Source organism: Gilliamella apis, assembly GCF_002142155.1.
Classification (GTDB): domain Bacteria; phylum Pseudomonadota; class Gammaproteobacteria; order Enterobacterales; family Orbaceae; genus Gilliamella; species Gilliamella apis.
The window spans coordinates 83,480-105,930 of record NZ_NASD01000004.1; the positions used below are offsets into that span (position 1 = coordinate 83,480).

21 protein-coding genes are annotated in these 22,451 nt (G+C 34.6%); 7 read left to right on the top strand and 14 right to left on the bottom strand.

Annotated features, from left to right (window positions below; all coding sequences use genetic code 11):
- The first annotated feature begins 139 nt into the window (after positions 1-139).
- Together B6C84_RS03160 and B6C84_RS03165 are read left to right on the top strand one after the other, a co-directional pair.
- Positions 140-1,063, top strand: a complete 924-nt coding sequence (locus B6C84_RS03160; protein ID WP_086321008.1) for an L-lactate dehydrogenase — start codon at positions 140-142, stop codon at positions 1,061-1,063.
- 514 nt (positions 1,064-1,577) lie between these two features.
- Positions 1,578-2,228, top strand: coding sequence for a DUF7424 family protein (locus tag B6C84_RS03165; RefSeq protein ID WP_086354081.1), 651 nt, complete (start codon positions 1,578-1,580; stop codon positions 2,226-2,228).
- A 62-nt stretch (positions 2,229-2,290) separates the two neighbouring features.
- Here B6C84_RS03165 and B6C84_RS11795 read toward each other — a convergent pair whose 3' ends face one another.
- The gene (locus tag B6C84_RS11795; protein WP_081300002.1) at positions 2,291-2,431 is read right to left on the bottom strand and encodes a CbrC family protein; all 141 of its coding nucleotides are present in this window, start codon (positions 2,429-2,431) and stop codon (positions 2,291-2,293) included.
- Between the two features lie 935 nt (positions 2,432-3,366).
- On the opposite strand from B6C84_RS11795, the gene B6C84_RS03175 reads away from it, so the two are divergent.
- A complete protein-coding gene (locus tag B6C84_RS03175; RefSeq protein ID WP_086354082.1) occupies positions 3,367-4,815 on the top strand; it encodes a hypothetical protein in 1,449 nt (482 codons plus the stop codon).
- A gap of 891 nt (positions 4,816-5,706) precedes the next feature.
- Here B6C84_RS03175 and ilvA read toward each other — a convergent pair.
- The 5 genes from ilvA to ilvG all read right to left on the bottom strand — a co-directional run bounded on the left by ilvA (position 5,707) and on the right by ilvG (position 12,215).
- Complete coding sequence (ilvA, locus tag B6C84_RS03180; protein ID WP_244893528.1) at positions 5,707-7,245, bottom strand: threonine ammonia-lyase, biosynthetic; 1,539 nt, start codon at positions 7,243-7,245, stop codon at positions 5,707-5,709.
- Position 7,246: 1 nt separating this feature from the next.
- Positions 7,247-9,097: a dihydroxy-acid dehydratase gene (gene ilvD, locus B6C84_RS03185; RefSeq protein ID WP_086354084.1), complete on the bottom strand. Its 1,851-nt coding sequence runs from the start codon at positions 9,095-9,097 to the stop codon at positions 7,247-7,249.
- A gap of 123 nt (positions 9,098-9,220) precedes the next feature.
- The gene (locus B6C84_RS03190) at positions 9,221-10,150 is read right to left on the bottom strand and encodes a branched-chain amino acid transaminase (RefSeq protein ID WP_065650940.1); all 930 of its coding nucleotides are present in this window, start codon (positions 10,148-10,150) and stop codon (positions 9,221-9,223) included.
- Between the two features lie 154 nt (positions 10,151-10,304).
- Positions 10,305-10,535, bottom strand: a complete 231-nt coding sequence (gene ilvM, locus B6C84_RS03195) for an acetolactate synthase 2 small subunit (protein WP_086321013.1) — start codon at positions 10,533-10,535, stop codon at positions 10,305-10,307.
- A gap of 3 nt (positions 10,536-10,538) precedes the next feature.
- Positions 10,539-12,215 carry an acetolactate synthase 2 catalytic subunit gene (gene ilvG, locus B6C84_RS03200; protein ID WP_086321014.1) on the bottom strand — a complete coding sequence of 559 codons (1,677 nt, stop codon included), beginning with the start codon at positions 12,213-12,215 and terminating at the stop codon, positions 10,539-10,541.
- Between the two features lie 493 nt (positions 12,216-12,708).
- On the opposite strand from ilvG, the gene B6C84_RS03205 reads away from it, so the two are divergent.
- The 3 genes from B6C84_RS03205 (at position 12,709) to B6C84_RS03215 (ending at position 15,113) form a co-directional block, all read left to right on the top strand.
- Positions 12,709-13,146 (top strand): hypothetical protein, encoded by a 438-nt coding sequence (locus tag B6C84_RS03205; RefSeq protein ID WP_086354085.1) that lies wholly within the window; start codon positions 12,709-12,711, stop codon positions 13,144-13,146.
- A gap of 419 nt (positions 13,147-13,565) precedes the next feature.
- Entirely contained in the window at positions 13,566-14,453 is an 888-nt protein-coding gene (locus tag B6C84_RS03210; protein ID WP_065578430.1) for an SDR family oxidoreductase, read from the top strand.
- A 180-nt stretch (positions 14,454-14,633) separates the two neighbouring features.
- A complete protein-coding gene (locus B6C84_RS03215) occupies positions 14,634-15,113 on the top strand; it encodes a hypothetical protein (RefSeq protein ID WP_034901625.1) in 480 nt (159 codons plus the stop codon).
- Between the two features lie 60 nt (positions 15,114-15,173).
- On the opposite strand, the gene B6C84_RS03220 is transcribed toward B6C84_RS03215, so the two are convergent.
- From B6C84_RS03220 to B6C84_RS03245, 6 genes are all read right to left on the bottom strand, one after another.
- The gene (locus B6C84_RS03220; protein ID WP_086354086.1) at positions 15,174-16,415 is read right to left on the bottom strand and encodes an MFS transporter; all 1,242 of its coding nucleotides are present in this window, start codon (positions 16,413-16,415) and stop codon (positions 15,174-15,176) included.
- A gap of 290 nt (positions 16,416-16,705) precedes the next feature.
- Positions 16,706-17,818, bottom strand: coding sequence for a ribosomal protein uL16 3-hydroxylase (locus B6C84_RS03225; RefSeq protein WP_086354087.1), 1,113 nt, complete (start codon positions 17,816-17,818; stop codon positions 16,706-16,708).
- Positions 17,811-18,593 carry a YchF/TatD family DNA exonuclease gene (locus B6C84_RS03230; RefSeq protein WP_065578426.1) on the bottom strand — a complete coding sequence of 261 codons (783 nt, stop codon included), beginning with the start codon at positions 18,591-18,593 and terminating at the stop codon, positions 17,811-17,813. Before B6C84_RS03230 ends, B6C84_RS03225 begins: the two co-directional genes overlap by 8 nt.
- Before the next feature lie 11 nt (positions 18,594-18,604).
- Complete coding sequence (gene lapB / locus B6C84_RS03235) at positions 18,605-19,783, bottom strand: lipopolysaccharide assembly protein LapB (RefSeq protein WP_065614107.1); 1,179 nt, start codon at positions 19,781-19,783, stop codon at positions 18,605-18,607.
- An 11-nt stretch (positions 19,784-19,794) separates the two neighbouring features.
- Complete coding sequence (locus B6C84_RS03240) at positions 19,795-20,100, bottom strand: LapA family protein (protein WP_034901614.1); 306 nt, start codon at positions 20,098-20,100, stop codon at positions 19,795-19,797.
- Positions 20,101-20,177: 77 nt separating this feature from the next.
- Positions 20,178-20,897 carry a phosphatase PAP2 family protein gene (locus tag B6C84_RS03245; protein WP_086321017.1) on the bottom strand — a complete coding sequence of 240 codons (720 nt, stop codon included), beginning with the start codon at positions 20,895-20,897 and terminating at the stop codon, positions 20,178-20,180.
- A 101-nt stretch (positions 20,898-20,998) separates the two neighbouring features.
- Here B6C84_RS03245 and ribA point away from each other — a divergent pair, with 101 nt between their 5' ends.
- The gene (ribA, locus tag B6C84_RS03250; protein WP_086321018.1) at positions 20,999-21,604 is read left to right on the top strand and encodes a GTP cyclohydrolase II; all 606 of its coding nucleotides are present in this window, start codon (positions 20,999-21,001) and stop codon (positions 21,602-21,604) included.
- A 128-nt stretch (positions 21,605-21,732) separates the two neighbouring features.
- On the opposite strand, the gene B6C84_RS03255 is transcribed toward ribA, so the two are convergent.
- Positions 21,733-21,921, bottom strand: a complete 189-nt coding sequence (locus tag B6C84_RS03255; protein WP_034901609.1) for a 2-hydroxymuconate tautomerase — start codon at positions 21,919-21,921, stop codon at positions 21,733-21,735.
- Positions 21,922-21,930: 9 nt separating this feature from the next.
- On the bottom strand, positions 21,931-22,446 hold the full coding sequence (gene luxS, locus B6C84_RS03260) for an S-ribosylhomocysteine lyase (protein ID WP_065650933.1): 516 nt from the start codon (positions 22,444-22,446) through the stop codon (positions 21,931-21,933).
- Positions 22,447-22,451 lie beyond the last annotated feature (5 nt).

The window sequence follows — 22,451 nt, forward strand, 5'->3', positions numbered from 1 at the left end:
GTTAAAAAATTTATATAAATACTTATATGAACAGTTAGGCAATTGTTGTTTATGTTGGATAAAGGTATATGATGATAGGAAATCAATGACATTGTTAGAAATATCTATAATTTGACAACTTAAATAGGTAGGATTAAACATGAAACTACGTAAAGTGATGGTTATTGGTGTAGGTAATGTTGGTTCAACTACAGCTTATACATTGGTCAATCGTGGATTTTGTGAAGAAATTGCACTGGTTGATCTTAATAAGGATTTAGCTTACGGTCATGGTCAGGATTTGTTAGATGCTGCCGCCTATCGACAAAATATGATTAAAGTCAGTTTGCGTGAATCGACGGACTGTGCAGATATTGATATTGCCGTTATTACTGTTACCTCCGGATTAGCGCAAAAAAGCAGAGCTGAAGAACTTACTGGTACTTCTAAAATTATGGCTAATCTTATTCCTAGTATGATGAAAAGTGGTTTTAAAGGGATATTTTTAATTGCTACTAATCCGTGTGATGCGATTACTTATCAAGTTTGGAAGTTATCTGGTTTACCTCGTCATAGAGTTATTGGTACTGGTGTTTGGCTTGATACCGTGCGTTTACGACGCCTATTGGGAGAACAGATGGATATTGGTCCACAAAGTATTGATGCATTTATTGTTGGCGAACATGGTGATTCGCAGTTTCCAGTTTGGTCACACTCATCGGTTTATGGTATCAATCTCAACGATTTAGAAAGTAAAAAAATCGATTTTAATGATATTGGACTAAAAGCTAAAAACAAAGGCTTTGAAATTGTCAAATATAAGCATTGTACTGAATATGGTATAGCTAGCACTATTGCAGAGATCTGCCAACATATTTTTACCAATAGTCACCGAGCATTAGCCCTTAGTTGTGTATTAGATGGTGAGTATGGTTATAAAGATTTAGCAATAGGCGTACCGGCAATCTTAGATCAACATGGTATTAAGAAAGTTATTGAACTTGATTTTAATGACAACGAAAAAAAATTATTCACCAATAGTGTCGATATTGTGAAAGGATACATTGATCATATTAATTTGTAATTGTTAAAAATTTTGATTATAGGGGCGTTTTCAGACTTATTATCAGTTATTGATTACGCCCAACGTTACCTCAATACAAATTATTTAATTAAATTTTTAAATGAAATATTAAATATACGATTTATATTCTCTATTAAGGTAAACGTCCGTTGATATTTAGCATTTAAAATTTTGTAAACTTGATTCAATTGAACAATCACCTTCGCAATATCCTTAGTAGATGATCGTTATTATTACATTCTAATTTTTATTATTTCAATGGGATCAACTGAAGTTGGTGGATAGTTTTGAATGGCATATTTTTCAATTAATAATATTATTTTTATAACTATCATATAATTAAATACTAATTACACAATTACTATCAAAAAATTGGTTATTTGCCTATTTGATTGGAATCATTATTGTGTAATATATCGTTATATATCTTAGTTATAATCTTAACTTTAATTATTAGCAATTAAATCTAATTCAATTACCTTAATGAGATTGTTTTAATAAAAGGAATTAATACATGAAAAAAGTACTTATCTCTATAATGTCGGTGGTGTTATTAACTGGCTGTAAAGTCGAATTGACTCCAACCGTAAATTTAAGTGATATAAATAGTGAAACAGCGAAAACTATTTCATCAAAATTAATTGTAGAAGTGACCGCGTGTGCTGATTATAAAGATTCTCGTAATGAATCATCCAGCTTAATCGAAGCTAAAAAGGGGATAACCGAAGTATTTGGTGATGCCAAATATATTGAATGTTATCGAGAAAAAATGGACTCAAAAGCGTTATTTGAAATTCCTATCACTGTTGGTGGTAAAGAATTAACTGGTGATATCCAATTAGCTAATGCCGATTTTGGTGGAGGTATGGTGGTAAAAATGTCACCAACCTTAAAAACTAAAATTGACAAAGTCAGTAAGTCTGGAATGTCTAAAATACAGCCATCAGTAACAATTAAACTCAAAAATGATACTAGCGAAAATGTTGATATTATTGCTCATGCATCATATCTAAACGATAAGCCAATGACTGTATCGACTTATACACTGTTAGCAGGAAAAGAAACTATCTTCAAATTATCTGATGTTTCAGTGTCATCTGCATTTGATAACGGTGTTTCAATTATTTATGAAGATTTAAATAATAGAATGAAATTAGAAAAATAAGAACCTAACCAAATAAAAAAAACCTCATATGAGGTTTTTTTATTCTATAAATATTAATCAAATCAGTTTAGCAAACTCATCACTTGTTGTTGCCAAGATATATAATTTGGTGTTCTATATAACACTTCATCAAGTTTATCCTTAGGTATAACTTCGACACTTATATAATCATTGAATGAACCATCAAATTTTTGCGTTTCTATACCATTAACTCTTTAATAATACATTGAGAAAATATAGTGTTAAGTAAAAAATTGATTCGCTCCCTGTAGGGTAATTAACATGATCTTACTTTCAATCATACACGGTAGTGTATATAATATCGTCTATCATCATTCATCGATTAATTAACTAATTATGTTAGTTTGTGTGATGATCTCATAATGATTGCCATAACTTCGGCGCAAGTTGCTCATTACTAGTGCCGAATTAGTGATGGACTCTTATCAAAATGAGGGGGTATGTACAATTAGATTAATGCTGACTTTAATAGTGTTTACCATTATTGGGCTTCTGTTTGTTCCAAAAACGAAAAGCTCTTTATAAACCTGTTTTATGGCGCTATCAATTGACATACTCAATAGACGTTTGGATTTATGCACCACTTCCTAGTGTCTAATTTTCATTTTCGGAATCGAAAAATAAAGCTAGGCTACTGGTGAATAAAATATTTGCCTCATTGAGGCAATCGATCTCACAAAGATTGTGAGATAAAGTTGTATGGTTGTTTTATCAACCAAATACCTGACACTCCTCTCCAAAAGGTACGGATCTAATTTTGGGGAAAATAGTATGTTACTCAAAAAATTGAGGGAAGTTATTTAAACTTTGAAACCTCATTTTAATACACAATTCAGTAAAAGTTCTTATAGAAGTTAACAAGTTAAATTAAAAAGACTATTTCAGTTACTACATTTTTAATACGTTTTTTAGTTAAAACAATCGAATAAAGTTTAGTTAGTTAGATTTAAAAATATTGTAAATCATTAAATTAAATTAAAGGATTGATAAAATGTATTGTAATTATCACGAAAATACATGCTTCATACTTGTTCTAAGTTCGCTTAATAGGAGTAGTAAAAATTTAGTTTTTCACTACAGTTTTATTTATCTTAAAATCGTAAGTTCTTTACTCAAAATGTTAAGTCTATTTTATTCATTTTGGCGGATTATTTTAACGATTTTGCTTATTCTTTTATTGATAACGCCTTTTTTTAGCCACGCATTAAAATCTCAAACATCAAATACTATTCAGGGTCATGAACCTTACTTAACCTTTGACGGCGATCTTACTCGTGTTACAAATATCGACGATCTACTGTGGATTTCACTATCTGATGGGACAAAATTTACACCAATAACATATAACTCAAATGACCCTATTGAATTACCTAAAATTGGTGAAAGTTTTGCTGATATCGATATGGCCGTACCAATTGATACTGATTTAATTGGATTAAATGCACTTATTGGTTCACCTTATAATTATTGGGGGGATGATGATGGGGATGATGATGTTACAGTAACTGGTGATCTAAGGTTATCTATCGTAGATAAAAATAATGAAACTGTTGCGCGTAATGAAGTATTAATGGGAACTAAAGCGCCATATAAGTTAACATTAACTAGTACTAACGGAACATTAAGAACGCGTTATGGAAAACCTAATAGTAGTGATTTTAACTCTAGTAATGTGACTTATTACATTAATCCGAAGGCCGGGCCTTCAGTTTTGTTTGCCACACCAAACCTTATTTATAGTTCAGGCGATTTTGCAGGTCCTGAACCAATATGGGATATTAATAAAGGATTTATTACTCAAACTGCTACCCCATCATCTTATCATCGCAACTTTCCTACTACAGGCGCTAATAATTTATATTTTGATTTAAACATCATTGGTAGTAACGAGGCTTTATTATGGAAGGAAGTTACTCATGATGGTATCACTGCTACAATGACCGATGTAACAAGTACCAGTGTTCGTGTTACCTTAACTGGTCCATTCGCTACAGAAATACAACATGACTCAGATGAACCAAGTAGTTTAGGATCTATACATAAACCGGTATTGCCTATTACATTTGAGTTAGTTGGTGTAGACCCTCAAAGTAATAAAGAAGTCGTCAAATATGGTTTCCAGTTAAAACAGTGGTTTGTTAATCGTGGGAGAAACACTCAAAATAATAAAGATAAGCATATATCTTGGTGTGCTGATATAGGTTACCGTGTTCCTAATTATAAAGAGCTAACTAATGCACCGGTTTCTGATGTCGCCAGCACTACATCGCCTTCCCGAGATAATCATCTTACGCGTGCAATTGATAACGGATTTTTTGCTGAGTGGGGGTATATGGCTGGTTACAGAGGTGCTCAATTTTTGCGTGTGATACCTTATTTGGCTACCGATATCAAAATTAATAGTGGTACGAATAACGGTTCTGATAGTGATAGCAATAATGGTACTGATAACGGTACCGAAAATGATGCCAATAACCATAGAATTCTTGTATATGCCTATAATGGTTCCGTAATAGCAGATTATTCAAATAACAACTCTAATCATTTAATTTGTGTTACACCTTAGTGCGTAGTTTTTACTTGTTATCCATTAGATTGAAGCTTCAATGTTGGAATATTAAAAAGTGGTTGATTTGTAGCTTCAATTAAGCTGACGAAGTGGGTGATAAAAAGAGATTTTGTGGTGAGTACTATCCGCCTAAATTGGGGCGGAGTTATTGTTGAGGAATAGAGACTTTCAGTAAATATTTTAATCAATAAATATCGGTTAATGGTATAGATAAGTATGCTGGTTCAGCTTGAATATGGAATTCTGGGAATTGATATTATTCAATCTTCAATTTAATCATCTTACGGCTAAAACTTTTCTACTATGAGGGATTTGGTATATTTTGATTTAAAGATAGTCAGTACTGTTTTTTTGAAATGACCTCCTTCCGTTTCCCAAGCAGGTATTACTGTTACTATATTGGAAGTAACAAGTACAAGCTTTCAAGTCACTCTAACTGGTCCAGTCGCTCAAGTATCGTAACGGAGTTCAGACGATCCAAGTAATGTATCTAAATCCTCTTAGCTGCAAGTATTTGAGTTAGTTGGAAGTGATGAGAACGGTAATGCAATTGTTAAATATTATTTTGAATTATAATAATTTATGTACTATACCTTTACCTTAACTTTTTATTTTTACTAAATTGGTGAAGTAATGAAATCTGCATGGTTTTATCGTTTAGCTATGTGTAATGTAGAGATGGACGGATTAAATTAAGGAAAGCTATTTTTAAGCTTTAAAAAATTGAGGCAGTTTTTTAATAACCCATATCTTAACTATAATCTTAACTATAACACTTAACATAGTATTTTTGTTAAAAAACAGATTAAAATCATTATTATTAATTACTAAATTATATGCTATTTAGTTAGGCAAAAGTGCCCCTAATTTATTTTAGGGGCAGTTAAATTACTCATTGGTTAAGAATAATTTAAGTGATGGATTTTCAGTTTCATTATTAAAACCATAATCCAACTCGGTTAAATGTTTTGTAAAGGTTGTATGGCTAGCTTTATCTATTTCAAAAGCAGCTAATACTCGGCCATAATCGGTACCGTGACTACGATAATGGAACATTGATATATTCCAGTTAGTACCTAGCGTTTGTAAAAACTTAAGCAATGCACCTTGTGATTCAGGAAACTCAAAACTATAAACTTGTTCGTTAAGAGGTTGACATGGTTTGCCACCAATCATATAACGAACATGTAGTTTTGCCATTTCGTCATCAGTGAGATCGACAACTTGATAATCAGCTGCGCTGAGTTCTTGCATGATTTCGTCTTTTTCATTGCTTTTGGCAATTTTAACGCCAACAAATATGCGAGCTGATTTGTCGTCATGATAGCGGTAGTTGAATTCTGTGACTGCTCGTCCACCTAATAATTGGCAAAATTTTAAAAAGCTTCCCTTTTGTTCAGGTATAGTTACCGCTAAGAGTACTTCACGTTTTTCACCCAATTCACAACGTTCAGATACATAACGTAGATTATGGAAGTTTAAGTTAGCTCCAGATAAAATGTGGGCTAAATTTTCACCACAAATGTTATTTTGTTCGACATACTTTTTAAGACCAGCTAATGCTACTGCACCCGATGGTTCGGCAATGGCACGTACATTATCAAATAGATCTTTAACTGCCGCACAGATTTCATCGCTATCAACAGTAATGATATCGTCAATATATTGCTGACAGAGTCTAAATGTTTCATCACCAATTCGTTTAACTGCAACACCTTCAGCAAATAAACCAACCCGATCAAGATCGACTGGATGTCCTGCAACTAAAGCCGCTTTCAAGCAGGCCGCATCTTCAGGTTCAACCGCAATCACTTTTATTGATGGCATGATTTGCTTAATTAATACGGCAATACCAGCAGCGAGTCCGCCACCACCGACAGGCACAAAAATGCGGTCAAGCTTGGCATTTTGTTGCAGCAGTTCCATAGCAATACTGCCTTGACCGGCGATAACTAGTGGATGATCAAAAGGTGGAATAAAAATCCGATTTTGTTGCTTGGCCAGCTCCATTGCTTTGGCTTTAGCTTCGTCAAAATTGGCTCCATAAAGTAATACTTCACCACCAAAGTCTTTTACGGCTTCGACTTTGATATCTGCCGTATTTAATGGCATGACAATTAGCGATTTAATCCCTAATTTAGTTGCTGAAAATGCAACACCTTGGGCATGATTACCGGCTGATGCGGCAACTACACCACATTTACGTTCTTCAGGGCTTAAGCTGGCTATCATGGCTTGGGCGCCACGAATTTTGAAACTATGGACTAATTGACGATCCTCCCGTTTAACAAAAATTTGATTTTTTAAACGAGTGGAGATTTTTTCCATATGTTCCAGTGGTGTCACTTGGGCAACATCATACACTGCACTGCATAGTGTAGCTTTTAAATAATCAGCGCCGGTTAGTTTGTTAGCTTGTTGATTCACATTAACCACCTAATTTGCTTTTATCACGTACCGCACCTTTGTCTGCACTAGTTGCTAAGCTAGCATAAGCTTTTAGTGCATATGAGACATAACGGTCACGATTATGAGGAGTAAAGGCTTTATCACCACGAGCAAGTTCTGCGACACGGCGACGTTCTAATTCATCTTCTGGTACGATGAGCTCTAATTTACGATTTGGGATGTCGATATCGATAATATCGCCATCACGAACAAGACCAATCACCCCACCATTAGCAGCTTCTGGTGAAATGTGACCAATAGATAATCCCGATGAACCACCAGAAAAACGACCATCAGTGATTAATGCACAGGCTTTACCAAGCCCCATTGATTTTAAGTAACTTGTCGGATAGAGCATCTCTTGCATACCTGGTCCACCTTTTGGTCCTTCGTAGACAATCACTACCACATCGCCTGCCACTACTTTGCCACCTAAAATTGCATCAACAGCATCTTCTTGGCTTTCATAAACTTTGGCCGGACCACGGAAGACTAGGTTTTCGGCAGCAACACTGGCGGTTTTTACAATAGCGCCATCTTGGGCGACGTTACCGTAAAGGGTTGCTAATCCACCATCTTGGCTATAAGCATGTGCTTTATCACGAATACAGCCATTTTCACGATCATCATCTAAGCTATCCCAATAACAATCTTGAGAAAAGGCCTTGGTGGTGCGAATGCCTGCTGGACCACTGCGATACATTTTTTTGACGGCTTCGTCAGTTGTTTGCGTAATATCATATTTGGCAAAGGTTTCTTGTAAACTTAAACCTAGTACGTTGTGTACGTTACGGTTTAGTAATCCTGCTTTGTCCAATTCAGACATGATGGAGACCACCCCCCCGGCACGGTGGACATCTTCCATATGATAAATTGCGGTACTTGGTGCAACTTTACATAGATGAGGAACTTTGCGTGATAATCTGTCGATGTCAGACATGGTAAAGTCTATTTCACCTTCTTGTGCTGTGGCAAGTAAATGTAATACGGTATTTGTTGAGCCACCCATGGCGATATCAAGTGACATAGCATTTTCATAAGCAGCTTTAGTCGCAATTGAACGAGGTAAATAAGCCAAATCATCATGCTCGTAATACTGCTTAGTTATTTCAACAATGCGCTTAGCCGCATTTAAGAAAAGTTGTTCACGCTGTTTGTGGGTGGCAACCAGTGAGCCATTACCCGGTAAAGAGAGGCCTAATGCTTCGGTTAAACAGTTCATTGAGTTAGCAGTAAACATCCCCGAGCATGATCCACAAGTCGGGCAGGCTGATTGTTCAATAGCCTCGCTGTCAGCATCGCTAACAGTAGGATTAGCACTTTGGATCATAGCATCAACTAAGTCGAGTTTGATGATTTGATCTGACAGCTTAGTTTTACCGGCTTCCATTGGACCGCCCGAAACAAATACGGTTGGAATGTTTAAGCGCAGTGACGCCATTAACATCCCTGGGGTAATTTTGTCACAGTTTGAGATACAGATCATAGCATCAGCACAGTGTGCATTAACCATATATTCAACTGAATCGGCAATGAGTTCTCGAGATGGTAATGAATAAAGCATACCACCATGGCCCATAGCGATACCATCATCAACAGCAATAGTATTAAACTCTTTGGCAATACCACCACAAGCTTCAATTTCTTTTGCCACTAGTTGACCAATATCTTTTAAGTGGACATGGCCCGGTACGAATTGTGTGAATGAATTAACCACTGCAATGATGGGTTTACCAAAGTCTTCATTTTTTACGCCTGTTGCACGCCATAAGGCGCGGGCGCCTGCCATATTGCGACCTTCAACTGAGGTTGCCGAACGATATTTAGGCATTTGTTGCTCCCAATTTTTCCTAATGCAAGCGACCGATTTCTATCGGTACATTTTTGAGTTCTTAATAAATAGTAAAATGATGACACCGCCGAATTAATCTAAATCGGCGGTACTTATCAATGCTTATTTAATTAGATCTAACCAACCATATTTATCTTCAGTTTTTCCATCGAACAATCCGAAGAATGTTTGTTGGATTTGTTTAGTGATTGGGCCACAACGACCAATACCAACTTGAATACGATCAACACTTCGTACAGGTGTGATTTCGGCAGCAGTACCGGTCATAAACACTTCATCAGCAAGATATAGTGATTCACGAGACAGAGTCTGTTCACGTACTTCAATGCCTAAATCACGAGCAAGGGTAATGATGGCATCACGAGTGATCCCTGGAAGTGCAGATGATGATAGTAATGGGGTAAATAAGATACCGTCTTTAACGATAAATAGGTTTTCACCTGAACCTTCAGAAAGCTGACCGTTAACGTCTAATGCAATCCCTTCTTGGAAGCCATTAGCACGAGCTTCAGATCCGATAAGTAGTGATGATAAGTAGTTACCACCAGCTTTTGCTGCTGCTGGAATGGTATTTGGAGCAAAACGGTTCCATGATGATACCATGGCATCAATACCTTGTTCTAAGGCGTCTTCACCAAGGTAGGCACCCCATGGGAATGCAGCAATCATAACATCTGTTTGATAACCTGCAGGTGGAATAACACCCATACCAACATCACCAATAAATGCTAATGGACGAATGTATGCGCTTTTTAAATTGTTTTTCTTAATTACTTGGCGGGTTGCTTCCATGATCTCTTCAAGTGAATAAGGAACAGGAAAACGATAAATTTTAGCTGAATTCAATAGGCGCTGTGCATGTTCTTTATGACGAAAAATTGCTGGCCCTTTGTTTGTTTCATAACAACGGACACCTTCGAATACTGAAGTACCATAATGCAGGGCATGTGACATTACGTGAATTTTAGCATCTGCCCATGGAATCATTTCGCCATTTAACCAAATATAATCAGATTTTGCTGTAGTACCCATTTTTGTTTTCCTCTTAAATTTACTTTTGTTAAGCATGCATACTGCTTTTGTTCATTTAATGGTAAGCATTATACATCACTTTTTTTTTGTTTAACTTCTATAAAAATACTCTTTTTTATTTAACCTATTGTTTGAATAAGGTTTATTGTAAGTTTTATTCAATCGCTATAACATCTTCCAATTTGCCAATTTGGCTTTGTAATGATGATAGTGCTCGTTCCGTAGTAAATGTTAGATTTAAGATAAATAAATGATTATCAATTGATTGCATTTGCATCTGTTGTATATGCGCGCCACGGTGGCGAACAACGCGTAAAATGCGTTCAAGAGAACCTAATTTATCATTGGCCTTTATAGTAAATTGATGTGTCGCTAATTGATTCATCACTTACTCCTTATTACTTTTATCTAACATATTTTCATTTGCTGCCCCTGGTGGTACTAGTGGCCATACGTTTTCTAGTTCATCAATACATACATGCAGTAAGTAAGCACTGGATGAATTAAATAGATTATCAAGTGCTGGTTCGATTTCCGCTTTTTTGCTGATCATTTGTCCCGGAATATCAAATGCTTTAGCTAACATTAGAAAGTCTGGGTTATCCGATAAATTGGTTTCGCTATATCTTTCATTAAAAAAAAGTTCTTGCCATTGTCTGACCATACCTAAGCGTTGATTATCAATTAGCACAATTTTTACTGGCAATTTTTTACGTTTTATTGTGGTTAATTCTTGTACATTCATCATAAAAGAACCATCACCAGATACACAAATTACCATATCTTCAGGTCTGGACATTTGTGCTCCTATTGCAGCGGGTAGACCGAAGCCCATTGTTCCTAATCCACTGGAAGTAATAAAGTTTTGTGGATGATTAAAACTCATATGTTGCGCTGTCCACATTTGGTGTTGACCGACATCAGTGGTAATTACGCTGTTAACAGGTCTTCTTTCTGAAATACGTTTTAGTAATGCCGGTGCATAGATAGCTTCCCCTGGATGATCGTAGCGGGTAGGGTGTTGCGCCTTTAATTGTTTAATTCTCTCGTGCCAATCTTTAATAGAGACAGTTTGATGAAGCATTGGTAAAACATGTTTGATATCGCCCTGTAATCCTAAATGGCTTTGACGTAATTTATTGATTTCAGACTGATCAATATCGATATGAATGACTTTAGCATGTTTAGCAAATTCATTAAGCTTGCCTGTTACTCGATCGTCAAATCTAACGCCTAAAGCAATCAGTAAATCACACTCTTGTACCGCTAAATTAGCTGCTTTGGCACCATGCATACCAATTAATCCTAAGTAATAAGGATTGTTAAGATCAGCAACACCGAGTCCTTTTAATGTCGATACACTAGGTATTTGCGTTAAGTTCATAAATTCACGCATTTCTGCAATTGCATTTGATAGTCCAACGCCACCACCAATATAAAGCATTGGTTTTTTGGCTTGGCAAATCATTTGTTTAGCAAGAGTTATCTCGTCAGATGAGATTGGATATAATTGAGCATTATCAGAAGGAGTTTTTATGGTTGTCGGTGTTAAATAGGTTTGGTAATCATGTTCGGCAAGCTGGATATCTTTTGGGATGTCAATTAATATTGGTCCCGGCCTGCCCGAATTGGCTAAATTGAAAGCCTCTTGTAAGGTATTCGGCAACTGGGTGGCATCATCAATTAAATAGCTATGTTTGGTGCAAGCTAAGGATAAGCCTAAAACATCAACTTCTTGAAAGGCATCAGTGCCAATTAATGTAGTTGGAACTTGTCCGGTAATGGCTATAACGGGTACTGAATCAATTAATGCATCAGCAAGGCCTGTAATAATATTGGTTGCACCAGGGCCTGATGTTGCAATACAAACTCCAATTTTGCCGGTAGCGCGAGCATAACCAATGGCTGCCATTGCGGCACCTTGTTCATGACGGCATAGTACGTGTTCAATTCCACCATCATAAAGTGCATCGTATAGAGGCATAATTTGACCACCAGGATATCCAAAAACGGTGGTAATGCCTTTTTCTTTTAAGGTTTTTACTATCCACTGTGTTCCTAACATTTATTCCTCACTTGTTACTTTTGCTCATTTATTTTTAATGTCAAAATTGTTCATAAAAAAACCCCCGCTTTTTGGGGCGGGGGTTTTTGAAATATGGTAACCATATATTTAACTCAAAAGACGCCCCCGCGTTGGAATAATGACCACGCTGACAATAATGTTAATGAGGACGACGATGAGTGAAAAATTCATAATTTTTTTGTAATTATTTTGTCATTTTTTAAAAATATTTAATCAAAATACTCGTTTTAAAAAAAAGTGCAACTCTTTTTTATGCTTTTTTTAAAAGCAGTTTTAATTAGTATGTTTATTGTTTGAAAAAATTTTTGAGGAAAGGGGTTTTTTTAATTCTTAAAAAAGATTAATTTTGGTTTTAGTTTGGCATTTTATGGCTGGTTAGTGTATAAATATCAATCATTGAGCTTAAAAGTAAACTAACTTTTTTAACCTTATATTGCTAATCATTATTTATTACTCATTAAGAGATACCTATATGAAAATACTTAAATTGGTTACATTTTTGCTGGTAAGTGTTTTAGTGTTTGGCTGTGAGAAAGCGAAAGAAAATACCGTAGATAATGTTAATGATGAATCACTTGTTGCGGTACAAAATGCAATGATTGAACCTATCAAGAAAGCTTTACCCATTGCGATTGATGAGTTAACGACTTTAATTGGTATCGATAAAGATAAAGATCGTAATATCGTCAATTATCAATATGAGGTTAAAAATACCTCTGAACATACGTTATTATTGCCAAGTACGTTTGATACTATCCGTCAAGCCTTGTTTAAGGCTTATTGTGAAAATAATGAAGAAATGCAGCAGTTAAAAACAGCATTTCCTGATGGTGCAAACTATCATTATTTTATTGATAATAAAGAGATTATCGTGGTTGAATTAACCCCTGCAGATTGTCATGGGAGTTAAGTAAAAGTAATTAGAAATAATCTTATATATAGATGGGTAAAGAGTGCTAACAGTAGTTGTGACTACTTGCCCAACTAATAAATAATTATTATTAAACTTGCATTGCTAGCTTAATGTTAATTTATTTGTTACACTATTTTTGTTGTTCAATTTATCATCAGTCATGGTTTTAGCATAAGTTACTTCTGTCCTCGCTAGGCCATTCAAGGAAGTCACTGTTACTTTATTCTCAAATTTTTTTGGTTATCAATGGTTATTATTTTTTACAGTGTGTTATCGGTTAATATAATTAATTGAATTAATTAAGTATTTTAAAGATATAAAATATGTCTGGCAATAGGATTTTGTGATTATTAATTGATTTTATTTAAGTTATATTGAATTTGTCTACAAATACATGTCTAACTTAGGAGAAAATTATGAGTAAGCAAACCTATAATCCCACAACCAAATATCATCATGACAAGTTTCCTAAACAAAAACAAACTCCTCCTGGCTTACAATATGAAATGAATCCAGTGCCTGATTGTGGTGAAAAAAGTTATCAAGGTCATCAACGGTTAGAAGGTCGAAAAATGTTGGTTACTGGTGGTGATTCAGGGATTGGTCGTGCAGCAGCTATTGCTTATGCAAAAGAAGGTGCTGATGTAGCAATTAACTATTTGCCGGCGGAACAAAAAGATGCTGAAGATGTAGCGAAAGTTATCGAATCTGTAGGGCGTAAAGCAGTGTTGATTCCAGGCGATTTAAGTGATGAGGTATTTTGCAAAAAATTAGTTGATGAAGCGCATAAAAAATTAGGTGGGCTTGATAATCTAACCTTAGTGGCTGGTAAACAAACAGCTGTAGAAGATATTATGCAATTGACTACGGAACAAATCATTAAAACCTTTGAAATCAATGTGTTTTCACTATTTTGGGTAACCAAAGCCGCATTGGGTTATTTAAAACCGGGTTCGACGATTATTACCACTTCTTCGGTGCAAGCTTACCAACCAAGTGGTAACTTATTGGATTATGCTTCAACCAAAACGGCGATTATCGCGTTCACTCGTGGCTTAGCTGCGCAATTAGGTAGTAAAGGTATTCGTGTTAATTGTGTAGCACCAGGTCCAGTATGGACACCATTACAAATTTGTGGTGGTCAACCAAGTGAAGTGATTCCAGAGTTTGGTAAACAAACACCATTAAAACGTGCGGGGCAACCGGTAGAACTAGCTGGCGTGTATGTGCATTTAGCATCAGAAGAATCAAGCTATACCACCGCCGAAGTATATGGTGTAACTGGTGGTATGCATATTAATTAATTTATAATAATTACAATATGTTAAAGGGCTATTGTAGCCCTTTTTATATATTGTATAAAAATGATTTTTTCTTTCTTCTTTACTATTAAAGTTGTGTATTTTTTTATAGTTATAATTTACAATTTAATAGTCTTCTTCATCTAATTAAGTGATTAATTAATTTTATAATAAGGAATTTATATGAAAGGTTTAAAATATTCAGCATTGATCTTTATAGCTGCTGCTCTATTTGGTTGTGATGATTCAAAATCTAAACCAGCTGATAATAGTACTAATAGTGAGCCAGCAAAAACTGCACCAGTTTCAAATGATACGCAGGCAACTAAGCCAGATCTAAGTAAAGCTCAGGATAAATATATTAGTGAAGCTAAACGTTTACTACCAGTAAAAGTGAATGAATATTCTAACCTAGTTGATCTTTATAAAGAGAATAATTCAATTAACTATAAATATGTAATGGATGTATCTAAAGATGATTTGGATATTGACCAAAGTAAAAAAGTTACTGCTGATGCATTAAAAACTCTTTATTGTTCAGATAATAGCGAAATGAAAGACTTTAAAAATGCTTTTCCCGATGGTGCGATTCACAATTATTATATTAAAGATGAAATGGTATTTAGTATACACTTAAAACCAGCTGATTGTGATGCAAAATAGTTAAAAATAATTAGTATTTTTATTAGCAAAACAGGGCTTTAAGCCCTGTTTTTTATGTAATTACTCTAATGCTTTGCCTTTGGTTTCTGGAATTAAGAAGATAAAGGCTATTGCTGATAACAAGTAAGCTCCAGAAAGTAGTGCTAATGCATAACTGATGGAGTAAACAGTCGCTAGATAGGCAATGAGTACTTGCGATACACCCGCAATACCACGACCAACGTTAAATATAATGTTTTCAGCACTTGAACGGGCATCCGTTGTATAATGTTCAGCCAACAAAGCCCCATATCCACCCATCATACCATTAACAAAAAAGCCGATAACTGAACCAAATAGTATTAAAACTAACATATCAGTTTGGTGAAAATAGAACCATATTGAAATAGCTGATATAAGTAAAAATATTATATAAGATGGGCGACGACCAAATTTATCACATAACCAACCAAAAATTAAGATTCCTAATGACATACCAATCGTGGTTGATATGGTCCAAAACATCGTATTTTTGAATGGTAGTTTTAATTCAGTCGCAATCATATTAGGCATCCAAACCATTAATCCATAAAACCCAAAATTTTGTACTGCACAAGCAATAGTTAAACCAATAGTGGTAGCTGTAATTCTAGGGGTTTTAAATAGTTTTCCGATGGCTATTTTATTTTTATTTTGATCTTTTAAGTTTTGCCAAATTTCAGGCTCTTTTAAACCTTTACGCGTCCATGCAACAAATAGTGCAGGTAATACACCCATGGCAAATGCCCAGCGCCAACCATGCACTTCACCAATAAAATTAACCGTTAGGGCGGCAAGAATTATCCCCACTTGAAAGCCTAATGCCACAATTGAAGTTGCTCTGGAACGTTTGTGTTTAGGCCAACTTTCTGATACTAATGTCATGCCTATACCAAATTCACCTCCCAAACCAAGGCCACTAAGAAAGCGAAAAATTAAAAAGCTTTCATAATTTGGTGAAATAGCACAAAGGCCTGTAAATAATGAGAAGATTAAAATTGTCCATGAAAATACTCTAACACGGCCAAATTTATCAGCAAGTACGCCGAAAAGAATTCCACCTAATACAGCCCCTAATAATGTCGCCGAAGTTAATGTACCTAGATCGGATTTGGTTAGGTTAAAAGTAGTTGCAATTAGGCTAAAACAAACACCTAAAATCATCATATCTAAACCGTCTAATGCATATCCTACTGTTGATGCAAATAAAGTACGTTTTTGATAAGGAGTTGTTTGTGCGCTTTCACTCTCAGCTTGGTTGGTCATGTTTGCGTTAATATTCATGTTTACCTCAAGTCAATAAAAAGATAGTGGTTCAATCTAAGCGTTATTTTGTTTAACTCATCATTAAACGAAGGGGCTCAAAAAGCGGGGGCAAGTATATACTTAAAAATGGTAAAAAGCTAAATGAAAATCCAAAAATATCAGCTTTTATTTTATTTATTGTTGTTTTGGCAAAATTATCTGTTTAATATTGAAAAATATCTAATTTTTTAGACAAATTAGTCGATAATTTTGCCATTTTACGGATGTTAGCCGATAGCTTAGTAACCGATATTGTTAAGATGAAAATTTTACTCTTCGGCAAAATACCAATAACCAAGATTAACAAATTTTAACATGACATCTAAGGTTACATCGTCTTGTATTTGCTCATAGCAAAGTACTTCAGTTTCACATAACAAATTGATTGTTGTCATTGGTAAAGGTATTTTTTTTCCGTTGATATAGGCGGTATCACCGATTTTTAGGATACGGATACTAGGAACTCGGTAGAGTTCAGCTCCAGCTTTGAGAATAGCTTCGAATTCATCTAAATCATAAGCTGGTTCAACAGGAATGATATTTAGTTCATGCATAGGCATTGTGATATGTTTACCAAACCAATCATTAAATAAAGCTGGATTATTTATTAAATCAATCATTTGACTTTTAAGCTTTTCAATTTCATATGGTTGAATTAAATAAGGATCTTTTGGTAATTTTAACCCTGGATCTTGATAAAAAATCCCATTAGGTAAATTATCGATAATATAATCGGCAAATCCACTTAATAAGTCTTGTGATGTTTGGGTTCTAAATCCTACCGAATAACTAAGTGATTCGCCAATCGATATCCCATTATGTGGAAAACCAATTGGAATATATAAAATATCTCCAGCAGTAATTTCCTCATCAATAATAGGTTGATAATCTTCAACATGTAATAAAGCTTTATGAGCACTAAATTGTTTATAATTAGGATTACGATCACCAACTTGCCAACGACGGCGGCCTTTACCTTGAATGATAAATACATCATAATTATCAATATGAGGGCCAACGCCAGCACCTTGGGTTGCATAAGATATCATTAGATCTTCAAATTGCCATTGTGGAATGCATTTAAACGGTTCAACTAAAGTAGCTGCTTGCTCATGCCAATGATCGACAGCTTGGACAAGTAGGCTCCAATGATCTTCACCTAAGTCACTAAAGTCAATAAATGGCCCATATTTTGCGTCCCATTTTCCATTTTTGTTAGTAACAATTCGACTTTCAATTTCTTCTTCCATGGCAAGACCAGCTAGTTCTTCAGGAGAGATAGGATCGATAAAATTACTAAAAGCATTACGTAAAATAACTGGTTTTTTTTGCCAATAATTAGTTAAAAAGTCATCCCAATTGATTGTTAATTTGTTACTCATTAATTACTCCTTTTAAATTGAATAATTGACAAAAGTTTGTTGTAGTTTGTTGTGCAATAGTATCAAGAGTTACACCTTTTAGTGCAGCTAAATAATTAGCTACCTCTTTAACATAAGCGGGCTGATTTTCTTTTCCTCGATAGGGAACAGGCGCTAAATAGGGTGAATCAGTCTCAATCAAAATGCGATCTAAAGGCACAAATTTTGCTACTTCTCGCAGAGATTCGGCATTTTTAAAGGTGATAATCCCTGAAAATGAAATATAAAAACCAATGTCTAATAATGCTTTGGCCGTATCAATGTCTTCGGTGAAGCAATGTAAGACACCGGAGTGAGCTTGCTCTTCTTTTAATATTTTTAGGGTATCTTGTTTAGCGTTACGGGTGTGGACAATTATTGGTTTTTTTAATTGTTTACCTAAGTGAATGTGTTGTATAAAATTGTATTGCTGTAATTCAAGATTATCTTGTTGATAGTAATAATCAAGACCTGTTTCGCCAAGAGCGATAACATTATCTTCTTGTGCAAGACGAGCAAAACGCTCGGTGTCGTAAGGTTCATCATCTAAATTGAGTGGGTGAATACCACATGAAAACGAGCATTGTTTTTTATATGGCATTAGCATTGCTTTCATCGCTTCATAACCCGACAATGTTGTTGCAACACTTAGACAATGTTTGACATCATTATTTAATGCCTCTTGCAAAACGCTATCAAGCGTTTTATTTGTATAGTCCAAACTGTCTAAATGACAGTGCGAATCAATTAGAAACATATTAAACTCTTTTAATTATTTGAATGATGTTCGAAATCTCGAACTGGCTTTATGGTTGACCATGAACGGCAGCTTGGGCACAACCAGTAGAGGGTATTAACGGTAAATCCACATTTTTTGCACCGGTAATTGGGAACTGTTTTTATCTGTTCACCTACCATATTTCGAAGAAGTAATAGACTTTGTTTGGCTTTTCCTTGTTCAGCATCAGCCACATGGTAATCCATTAATCGGTAAAAACCTTTAAGATTTGGGTGTTTTAATAATTCACGATAAAGGTAATATTGGGCCGCATCTAGCCCATTATTTTTTTCAACAATATCGGCAAGCATAAGTTCTGCTACATTACCAGTGTCTTGTTTGACACAAATTTCTAAAAACTGTTTGAATAGTTGTGGCTGATTTATTTGTGTATAACATTCTTTTAATAGTGGTAAGGCTTCGCCAATAAAAGCTTTGTCTTGGTTTATTATTTGTTGAAAAGATTCAATTGCTTGTTCGATTTTGTCTTGAACCATTAATACTCGTCCAAGCATTAATGAAGTACGAGCACAATTAGCATCGGCAGTAGCAGACTTTTTTAATAGGCTGTATGCTTGTTCTAAATCATCATCAGCGATAGCGAGTGCAGCTAGTTCACAGTAAAATTGGGCGATTTCGATCTTATATTTTTCATTGCCAAGTTTTACCAGTCTGGTTGCGATATTAATCGCATTGTTCCATTCGCTTGTAGATTGATAAATGATAAGTAACTGTTGTAGAGCATGTTGCTGGAAGTCTTCTTCATCAATCAATTGTAAAAACATCTCTTCGGCACGGTCATAAAGCCCCGCAACCATATAGTCTCGTCCAAGTTGCTGAATTGCTAATAATCGTTGATCAAATGTTAATGATGAACTTTCCATTAATGCTTGGTGAATACGTATTGCGCGATCAACTTCGCCACGTGAACGGAATAGGTTTCCTAGTGTTAGATGCGCTTCGAGGGTACCATCATCTTCTTTAAGTAGATCAAGGAAAATATCAACAGCTTTATCTTTTTGATTAGACAAAAGAAAATTTAGACCATCTACGTATTCTCTAGATAATCGATTCGATTGATTTAAATATTTTTGTTTGGCATTTCTGTCACCCATATACCAGCCATAGGCAGCGGCTATTGGCAGTAACAGAAATAACAATTCAAACATAATTACCTATTTTAATTGGTATTGGTTAAATTCATTTTCTGATGATTAGATATGTCTTCATCATATCTTTTTTGCAATTTATTCAATTTACGTTTCGTCGATGAATGTTGGAATTTAGATTTTAAGAAATATATTCCAGTTAATATCCATCCAACTAAAAAACCTGAACCAAATAATATTGCCAGTAATACAGATAATCTGACTTCAGTTTTAGCAATTAAATAGTTAAAAGTTACTATTTGATTATTAGCTGAACCTATAGTTATCGAAATGGCGAAAATAAGAATTATCAATAAAATTGATATTACTAATTTCATAATGCTAACCTTATTATTTTTATTAAAAAATTGATATTACCTAATTCTTTTCTTTAAAACTATTCTTTTCTTTTGCTTTATTCCATTACTATATGCCATTTTTTAACATAAAAACAGCAGATAAGTGAAATTAACCAAGCTAGCAATATCCCTAATATTAAATCATAAGCTGAATGCATGCCTAATAATAGTCGACTCGTTTCAATGAGCAATGACCAAATAGTAATGATTGATACAATAAAAAAATGTCGTTTAAAACTTAGTAGCGTTATGGCTAATAAAGCCCAAGTGGCTGCAAATAAAGTGTGCCCAGAAGGAAAAGCATAACCTGTTTCACTTTGCCAATGATTAGATAACCATGTAGGAATAATGGTTGAATTGGCTAATAATTTTTCAATATTAGCTTTACGTTCTGCTCTTGTTTGTGAATAAAATTGCTTTGCATCAAGATTAAACTCTTTATCTAACCATATAACATAAGGTCTGGATTCAGCAGTTTGTTGTTTGATGATACTCTTAACAACTTGACCGCCTAACATTGCACTGACTAAAACTAACCATAATAGTAATAATGTTTTTTTATTTTTATTAACCAGTTTTAGGTAAAAGAGTAAAAAAAACAGCCCAGATGTTATTATTGCCCACGGAAAACTAGCTGTTTCAGTTACCCAAAATAAATATTTAGATATATTATTTATTGACGTTGGTTGCCACTGCCAATTTACGGTTATAACAGATAACGGTATAATCAGAAATAAGATCAATGGCACTATTGTTTTTTTTATTACTAACCCCATTTAAAACTCAATTAAGCATAAAATTTTATTTATTTTAACATGGAAACACGATTTTCTTTTAAAAAATCTTAATCATGTTGTGATGAAACTTGGAGATAATAATGCAATTAAAACATGTTGCACAAGCTAAACTACCAACCCCGTGGGGATGTTTTACTATTGTTGGTTTTGAAGAAATTGTAACAGGTAAGGATCATGTTGCATTAGTGTTTGGTGACATTAATGATCATTCATCCATATTAACACGTGTTCATTCTGAATGTTTGACGGGCGATGCATTATTTAGTTTACGATGTGATTGTGGTTTTCAATTAGAAGCTGCATTGAAGCAGATAGCTAAAGAGGGTAAGGGTGTCTTGATTTATCATCGTCAAGAAGGGCGTAATATTGGTTTGCTAAATAAAATTAGGGCTTATGCCCTACAAGATCAGGGCTTAGATACGGTTGAGGCCAATGAACAATTAGGCTTTGCTGCTGATGAACGTGATTTCACCTTATGTGCAGATATGCTTAGGTTACTAAATGTGTCTCAAGTTCGATTATTAACTAACAATCCGGAAAAGATAAAAGTTCTTGAACAAGCGGGAATTAACGTTACTGAACGAGTGCCTTTAGAAGTGGGAGAAAATCCAAGCAATGAACATTATTTAGCGACTAAAGCTAATAAATTAGGACATATACTACATTTACACCACTGTAATCATTAACTCTTTAAAAAGAGAATTTTACGGAGTTGCTATATTTTTAATTTAGTTGTTGTAATTATTTAATCGTCTAACCTCAAAATCTATTATCGATTTTGAGGTTAATTTTTATTTACAAATAAATTAATTTATTAATCTTTGTCGCATCTTAGTACGCCACCATTGGCAATTTGGTCTTTTGATACTTCATGCATAATAATTTGTACCGCCTCTGGTTTACAGTTAAGCGTTTCAACAATTGCATCAGTTACTCGTTTAGCCATTTCACGTTTTTGTTCAATGGTGCGTCCTTCTAAAAAATCAATAACTACATTTGGCATAAATATTTCCTAATTATTAATGGTGGCAAGTTGCGCATCAGTTAATGCAATGTCTTGATTATGACATATTTCAATTCCAGTTTGGATAATTTTTTCAGCAATCACTTTGGCTTCATCTAAAGAGTGCATGGTATAAGTTCCGCATTGATATTCATTCAGCTCCGGGATTTGCGATTGAGATTTTACATTCATAACATCATGCATAGCCTGTAACCATGCATTAACAACTAATGATTCTTCTGGTTTACCAATTAAACTCATATAAAAACCGGTTCGGCAGCCCATTGGTGAGATGTCAATAATTTCAACTTTATCACTATTTAAATGATCACGCATAAAGCCTGCAAATAAGTGCTCTAAAGTATGAATACCTTTTTCAGGTAGTAGTGCTTTATTAGGTATAGTAAAGCGAAGATCAAATACTGTAATATCGTCACCTTTTGGGGTTGCCATGGTTTTAGCGATTCGCACAAAAGGCGCTTTCATTTTAGTATGATCAACTTTAAAACTGTCTAATAAAGGCATAATTT